General features: G+C 43.4%; 2 protein-coding genes and 2 rRNA genes (1 of these 4 running past the window's edge). All 4 read left to right on the plus strand.

Going from position 1 to position 5000, the window contains the following annotated elements; all coding sequences use genetic code 11:
• Positions 1-2435 (plus strand): 23S ribosomal RNA (locus BN1765_RS03490) (it extends 502 nt beyond the left edge of the window).
• 74 nt (positions 2436-2509) lie between these two features.
• Positions 2510-2625: ribosomal RNA gene (gene rrf / locus BN1765_RS03495) — 5S ribosomal RNA — on the plus strand.
• A gap of 359 nt (positions 2626-2984) precedes the next feature.
• On the plus strand, positions 2985-3557 hold the full coding sequence (locus BN1765_RS03500) for a DUF6434 domain-containing protein (RefSeq protein ID WP_050613862.1): 573 nt from the start codon (positions 2985-2987) through the stop codon (positions 3555-3557).
• Between the two features lie 402 nt (positions 3558-3959).
• Positions 3960-4199, plus strand: coding sequence for a hypothetical protein (locus BN1765_RS03505; RefSeq protein WP_222705391.1), 240 nt, complete (start codon positions 3960-3962; stop codon positions 4197-4199).
• Positions 4200-5000 lie beyond the last annotated feature (801 nt).

A 5000-nucleotide genomic window follows, 5' to 3' on the forward strand; every position in this document is an offset into this window, starting at 1 on the left:
CAGTACCGTGAGGGAAAGGTGAAAAGCACCCCGGGAGGGGAGTGAAATAGATCCTGAAACCGTGTGCCTACAAGTAGTCAGAGCTCATTTATGAGTGATGGCGTGCCTTTTGTAGAATGAACCGGCGAGTTACGATTACATGCAAGGTTAAGTTGAAGAGACGGAGCCGCAGCGAAAGCGAGTCTGAATAGGGCGATATAGTATGTGGTCGTAGACCCGAAACCAGGTGATCTACCCATGTCCAGGGTGAAGTTCAGGTAACACTGAATGGAGGCCCGAACCCACGCACGTTGAAAAGTGCGGGGATGAGGTGTGGGTAGCGGAGAAATTCCAATCGAACTTGGAGATAGCTGGTTCTCTCCGAAATAGCTTTAGGGCTAGCCTCGATTGTTAGAGTCTTGGAGGTAGAGCACTGATTGGACTAGGGGCCCTCATCGGGTTACCGAATTCAGTCAAACTCCGAATGCCAAAGACTTATCATCGGGAGTCAGACTGCGAGTGATAAGATCCGTAGTCAAGAGGGAAACAGCCCAGACCACCAGCTAAGGTCCCAAAGTATACGTTAAGTGGAAAAGGATGTGGAGTTGCTTAGACAACCAGGATGTTGGCTTAGAAGCAGCCACCATTTAAAGAGTGCGTAATAGCTCACTGGTCGAGTGACTCTGCGCCGAAAATGTACCGGGGCTAAACGTATCACCGAAGCTGTGGATGCATACCGTATGGTATGCGTGGTAGGAGAGCGTTCTAAGTGCTGTGAAGTCAGACCGGAAGGACTGGTGGAGCGCTTAGAAGTGAGAATGCCGGTATGAGTAGCGAAAGAAGGGTGAGAATCCCTTCCACCGAATGCCTAAGGTTTCCTGAGGAAGGCTCGTCCGCTCAGGGTTAGTCGGGACCTAAGCCGAGGCCGAAAGGCGTAGGCGATGGACAACAGGTTGATATTCCTGTACCACCTCTTTATCGTTTGAGCAATGGAGGGACGCAGTAAGATAGAGTAAGCGCACTGCTGGATATGTGCGTCTAAGCAGTTAGGCTGGCAACGAGGCAAATCCCGTTGCCGTGAAGGCTGAGCTGTGATAGCGAGGGAAATTTAGTACCGAAGTTCTTGATTCTACACTGCCAAGAAAAGCTTCTAGCGAGATAAAAGGTGCCCGTACCGCAAACCGACACAGGTAGGCGAGGAGAGAATCCTAAGGTGTGCGAGAGAACTCTCGTTAAGGAACTCGGCAAAATGACCCCGTAACTTCGGGAGAAGGGGTGCTCTGGTAGGGTGCAAGCCCGAGAGAGCCGCAGTGAATAGGCCCAGGCGACTGTTTAGCAAAAACACAGGTCTCTGCGAAGCCGCAAGGCGAAGTATAGGGGCTGACGCCTGCCCGGTGCTGGAAGGTTAAGAGGAGAGGTTAGCGCAAGCGAAGCTTTGAATCGAAGCCCCAGTAAACGGCGGCCGTAACTATAACGGTCCTAAGGTAGCGAAATTCCTTGTCGGGTAAGTTCCGACCCGCACGAAAGGCGTAACGATCTGGGCACTGTCTCAACGAGAGACTCGGTGAAATTATAGTACCTGTGAAGATGCAGGTTACCCGCGACAGGACGGAAAGACCCCGTGGAGCTTTACTGCAGCCTGATATTGAATTTTGGTACAGCTTGTACAGGATAGGTAGGAGCCTTTGAAGCCGGAGCGCCAGCTTCGGTGGAGGCGTCGGTGGGATACTACCCTGGTTGTATTGAAATTCTAACCCGCACCCCTCAATCGGGGTGGGAGACAGTGTCAGGCGGGCAGTTTGACTGGGGCGGTCGCCTCCTAAAATGTAACGGAGGCGCCCAAAGGTTCCCTCAGAATGGTTGGAAATCATTCGTAGAGTGCAAAGGCATAAGGGAGCTTGACTGCGAGACCTACAAGTCGAGCAGGGACGAAAGTCGGGCTTAGTGATCCGGTGGTTCCGCATGGAAGGGCCATCGCTCAACGGATAAAAGCTACCCCGGGGATAACAGGCTTATCTCCCCCAAGAGTCCACATCGACGGGGAGGTTTGGCACCTCGATGTCGGCTCATCGCATCCTGGGGCTGTAGTCGGTCCCAAGGGTTGGGCTGTTCGCCCATTAAAGCGGTACGCGAGCTGGGTTCAGAACGTCGTGAGACAGTTCGGTCCCTATCCGTCGCGGGCGTAGGAAATTTGAGAGGAGCTGTCCTTAGTACGAGAGGACCGGGATGGACGCACCTCTGGTGTACCAGTTGTCTTGCCAAAGGCATCGCTGGGTAGCTATGTGCGGACGGGATAAGTGCTGAAAGCATCTAAGCATGAAGCCCCCCTCAAGATGAGATTTCCCATAGCGTCAAGCTAGTAAGACCCCTGAGAGATGATCAGGTTGATAGGTTCGAGATGGAAGTGTGGCGACACATGGAGTTGACGAATACTAATCGGTCGAGGACTTAACCTAATTAATATGTTTGGACACATGATTTACCCTTCCGTTATCTAGTTTTGAAGGAATAAACCTTTTAAATAAATATGTCTGGTAATGATGGCGAAGAGGCCACACCCGTTCCCATTCCGAACACGGAAGTTAAGCTCTTCAGCGCCGATGGTAGTTGGGGGTTTCCCCCTGCGAGAGTAGGACGTTGCCAGGCAAACGAAAGATCAGCTGAGTGCTGGTCTTTTTTTGTGCAATAATGCAATAAAGTGAAATTTTAATCGATGGGGGAGTTGAATCAATCGAACTCTTACTGATGCTTGATCTTCCATTTATCCTTCTTTGTCTTCACTACCGTTTTCATGTGGGAGTCTTAGCGCCAGGTTAAGAGATTGTTGTTTTTAATCGGCTAGTGATCAAACTAGTAGATGATAGGAATGGAATAATGATAGCAGCAAATGAGAGAATCTTAGATCAGATACCAATCGGTTCTCTAAACTTCTAATAAAGGCAACAAAATTTTTGAATGAAAGGAACGAATTTTCTATAATAGAATGAATACATAGGGGGGATTTGTTGAGGCCTGATCTGGCAAAAAATATTAGCCTACAGAGTTTTAAAGATTTTTATTGGTTAAAAGATGACCTACAATCTTTTTGCAGGGAACATGGCATAAGTGCATCTGGTTCAAAATTAGAAATTTTTGAGAGAATCGAAATATTTCCGCAAACAGGCGAGAGAGTAAAACCCATTAGTAAACCAACTGTAAAAAAGAAGATAGGGCCACAAGAAGATTTAAGTCTTGATACAGTTATTACGGAAAACCATCGATGCAGTCAAAATGTAAGGATATTTTTTAAGGCAGTTATCCCTAAATTCCTTTTTTTCACATACTTTCAAAACTATCTGAAAAATAATGTAGGAAAAACCTATCGTGACGTGGTGGATGCTTGGTATGAGGAGGAAGAGCGAAAGAAAGATTCTTCCTACAAGAAAAAAATTGCATCCCAATTTGAATACAATCAATTCATCCGGGATTTTTTTGCTGATCCGAATAATCAAGGAAAAAGACATGAAGACGCAATAAAAGCCTGGAACGAAATAAAGAGCATTCCAAGAAGCAACAGGTACGGTTCTAATCACTTTTAAAGATGTCATATCCAATTTTCTTGTTAAGTGATTTTATAAGTAGATGCCACAAGTGTTTGATTCGCTTATCCATATTAAAGGAATTAACATTCAATCAAACGATTAAATAAATTATCACATCCAAAATTCCACTTTATAAGATGAACGGCGGAGTATTCTTAGAAATAATTGCTAAAGAGATTGTCCGTTCTTCCCTTTTCAAAATTTTGTTTTGATAACTTGCTCTTCCCACATCTTATTTCCTTCTAGCATAAAATTCTGTAATTAGCAGATATTCAATTTAATATTTTCAACAATTGTATCATTGCCTAATGATATGGGAAGTTGTTCCAGTGTTTATTATAAAGTTTGTTTATAGTTTTATTAGGGTAATAAAAGAAAATAGGAGGTTGAATGCCGTTCATGCTATCACTTATTATTGTCAGTTGTTTAATGGTGATTATAATAGCGCTTTTAAGTAAAATAAAAAAACTCCAAAATTTTTCATCATTTATCGCTTTTTCTATGGAAGATGAGGTAAGAAAAATGCTTAAAAAGGGTCTTCCGACAACAGAGATTATGAGGAAAATAAATAACGAAACAGGACTAGGGCTATGGCCTGCAAAAGAATATGTGGATTCTATCAAAAAGAGAATGCAATAAGTTAAATTATAAAGACTGCCAATAGGCGGTCTTTTATTTTTGCTTTAAAATAAATGTCAACCGATTCGCTTGGTGAAAAGGATCCCACATATCCACCACAAACTTTTTGAACTGATTGGGATGCACGACGTTGAAGGATAAAAGTTCGACGGTTGTTTGAAAGTCACGATGCTCATACGCTTTTTCACAAGCCACTGAATAAAAAAATTGCTCCACCGTAGAATAAGCCAGTTTGTGCATACGGCTACGATTTTGGATGGTTGTATCAGAACTTGTTCATAAATAAACAAACGAAAACGCTCGGTGTAGTGTTGATGGGAAGCGATCGATTCAAATGAATCCGAAAAGACTTTTCTGCAATTTGGGCAACGATAACCAGACGAATAAAAATAAAGGCTTATTAAGGAAGATGGTGAAAAAACAGTAATGTTCTTTATTCCGTTTTAACGAGCGCTATGACTCCCACATCCAAACAATCGGAAAGATGCAAAAGTGTAAGTGGGGAGGTCGAGGACCAATAAGAACATAAATGGTTCAACTAGTGATTGATAGGGGATTGCCCTCTAATCAAAGTTTCGCTCTATTAGCTTGTGCATTATTAAAAAAAGTATTAAATAAGGATTGACTTTAATTTAATTGAAGTGATATTATAAGAAATGTTCTTTAGGAAGTTTGCTTTTAAGAAATGAAGATAAATTTCATTTATAAAAAAGGATTGACTGAAGGATTGCTAATATGGTATATTAATAAAGTCGCTGATGAGCGATGATGAAACAAAAATAAAAAAGTTGTTGACATAAA

Source organism: Bacillus testis (assembly GCF_001243895.1).
Taxonomy (GTDB): Bacteria; Bacillota; Bacilli; order Bacillales; family DSM-1321; genus Bacillus_AD; species Bacillus_AD testis.